This is a genomic window from Moorena sp. SIO1G6, assembly GCF_010672795.1.
Lineage (GTDB): Bacteria > Cyanobacteriota > Cyanobacteriia > Cyanobacteriales > Coleofasciculaceae > Moorena > Moorena producens.
Genome location: NZ_JAAHFZ010000174.1, coordinates 1 through 1,522 on the forward strand (window position 1 = coordinate 1; position 1,522 = coordinate 1,522).

The 1,522-nt window shown below is 44.2% G+C and carries 2 protein-coding genes; both read left to right on the top strand.

The window, feature by feature from the left end:
- The first annotated feature begins 198 nt into the window (after positions 1-198).
- A complete protein-coding gene (locus F6K63_RS36815; RefSeq protein WP_287315011.1) occupies positions 199-789 on the top strand; it encodes a helix-turn-helix domain-containing protein in 591 nt (196 codons plus the stop codon).
- On the top strand, positions 786-1,469 hold the full coding sequence (locus F6K63_RS36820) for a transposase (protein WP_287315012.1): 684 nt from the start codon (positions 786-788) through the stop codon (positions 1,467-1,469). The genes F6K63_RS36815 and F6K63_RS36820 overlap by 4 nt, the downstream gene beginning before the upstream one ends.
- The last annotated feature ends 53 nt before the right edge of the window (positions 1,470-1,522 follow it).

Here is a 1,522-nt window from a genome sequence, read left to right on the forward strand (position 1 = left end):
TAGGCTATTGCCGAAGCATAAATGTGGCATCCAAGTCAGCGAGTACAATCCGGACTCCGTACAATCGTTTGGACTTCGTTATGTTGTCTGGTATATTCTCATTTCATTATAATGCTTATGGTTCTTTAGGATCTCAGGGGGTTGACATAGAATAAGGCCAATAAACGCTCGTGGTTAAATGAGGAGAAAGGCCGCAAAATGTCAGCCGAACTGAGAATTCCACTGGATATAAAAGAGGTTGAAATCATATCAACCGAACTAACAAAAACCGGTCAAATCATAATTGAGGTCGAGAGCACTCTGGACAAAACGGAGTGCGGTATATGTGGCGAAGAAATTCGCTGCACGTATGGTCATGGAGACGAACGAACATTTCGTCATCTGCCGATACTAGGCATGGCAACATATATAAAATTCCGCCCCAAACGAGGCGAGTGCCAAAAGTGTGATACGAATCCGACAACGACACAAGTAGTTGAGTGGTATCAGGAGCGAAGCCCACACACCAAAGCGTATGATCAATGGTTGATGAAGCAACTAATCAACACAACAATTGAAGATGTGAGTATGCGAGAAAACATCGGCTACGATGCCGTCATAGGTGCATTAGACCGCCAAATTGATACGAAAGTGAACTGGTCCGAAATCGATGATCTAGGAACAATCGGTATCGATGAAATCTCTCGACATAAAGGACGAAAGAGCTATTCTGCAATTGTCTCTTGTCGTCAGAAAAATGGTCAGACACACGTATTGGCAGTCCTCCCAGACCGAAAAAAACGACGGTGAAGGCGTTTTTGGAGAGGATACCAGCCCGTTTACGCTCTACAATTGACGACATAGCCACTGACATCTGGGATGGCTATCTCAATGCTGCATCCGAATTTGTGGATGCGCATGAAGATATTGATGCGACTATTGTGATTGACCGTTTTCACGTTGCCAAGAATTATCGAGACAGTTTTGATAAACTACGCAAAAAAGAACTCAGGCGACTCAAGGCTGAATTATCTGAAGAGTGCTATGCACAAGAGTGTAAAGATATGCTATGGCCATTGCGTAAAAATCATTCTGATTTGAATCCTGATGATCGAGTACGACTTCGTACACTTTTCGCTCACTCACCTCTGCTTCATCAGGCATACACCTTTCGGGAAGAACTGACGGCAATTTTCAATCGTACTTGCACTGTGGCTGAAGCTGAAGTCGCTGTCCGTGCTTGGATACGGAAAGTAGAAGCAAGCTCTCTTGATTGTTACGATACATTCATCAAAACTCTGCGTCGATACTGGACCTTCATTTTGAACTATTTCGAGCGACGGGTTTCAAGCGGTTTTGTCGAGGGTCTTAACAACAAAATCAAGACGATTAAGCGCCGCTGCTATGGCATCAGCAAACCCGCTTCACTCTTTCAGCGCATTTGGCTCGATATCGAGGGGCGGAGACGATTCTTCTTGTCAACCCCCTGAGATCCGAAAGAACCATTTTTACTTTATCATATTTTTTCTATCGAACGTTGAGT

Excerpts from the sequence above, each read along its gene's own strand:
- F6K63_RS36815 (WP_287315011.1), top strand. The coding sequence starts at position 199 with ATGTCAGCCGAACTGAGAATTCCACTGGATATAAAAGAGGTTGAAATC.